Consider the following 533-nt stretch of genomic DNA (forward strand, 5'->3'; position numbering starts at 1 on the left):
GCCGATGGTAGTCGGACTTACGTTCCGCAAGAGTAGGACGTTGCCAGGCAATATTTCATTATTCCACAGTAGCTCAGTGGTAGAGCTATCGGCTGTTAACCGATCGGTCGTAGGTTCGAGTCCTACCTGTGGAGCCATGGCCCCGTGGTCAAGCGGTTAAGACACCGCCCTTTCACGGCGGTAACACGGGTTCGAGTCCCGTCGGGGTCATTTTTATACATATTGGAGGATTAGCTCAGCTGGGAGAGCATCTGCCTTACAAGCAGGGGGTCGGCGGTTCGAACCCGTCATCCTCCACCATTGCTAATTTAATAATGCGGAGGGGTAGCGAAGTGGCTAAACGCGGCGGACTGTAAATCCGCTCCTTCGGGTTCGGCAGTTCGAATCTGCCCCCCTCCACCATTAATGGGCTATAGCCAAGCGGTAAGGCAACGGACTTTGACTCCGTCACGCGCTGGTTCGAATCCAGCTAGCCCAGCCATTAGAGCCATTAGCTCAGTTGGTAGAGCATCTGACTTTTAATCAGAGGGTCA

Annotated in this window: 5 tRNA genes; all 5 read left to right on the plus strand. The window is 53.8% G+C overall.

Features of this window, described 5'->3' with window-relative positions:
- Window positions 1-62: 62 nt before the first annotated feature.
- Window positions 63-137, plus strand: a tRNA-Asn gene (locus tag CD032_RS09935).
- Window position 138: 1 nt separating this feature from the next.
- A tRNA-Glu gene (locus CD032_RS09940) sits at window positions 139-210 on the plus strand.
- A gap of 14 nt (window positions 211-224) precedes the next feature.
- Window positions 225-300 (plus strand) — tRNA-Val (locus CD032_RS09945).
- Between the two features lie 18 nt (window positions 301-318).
- Window positions 319-402, plus strand: a tRNA-Tyr gene (locus CD032_RS09950).
- Window positions 403-406: 4 nt separating this feature from the next.
- A tRNA-Gln gene (locus CD032_RS09955) sits at window positions 407-481 on the plus strand.
- Window positions 482-533: the final 52 nt, after the last annotated feature.

This window comes from Staphylococcus cohnii subsp. cohnii (assembly GCF_002902365.1).
GTDB lineage: Bacteria > Bacillota > Bacilli > Staphylococcales > Staphylococcaceae > Staphylococcus > Staphylococcus cohnii.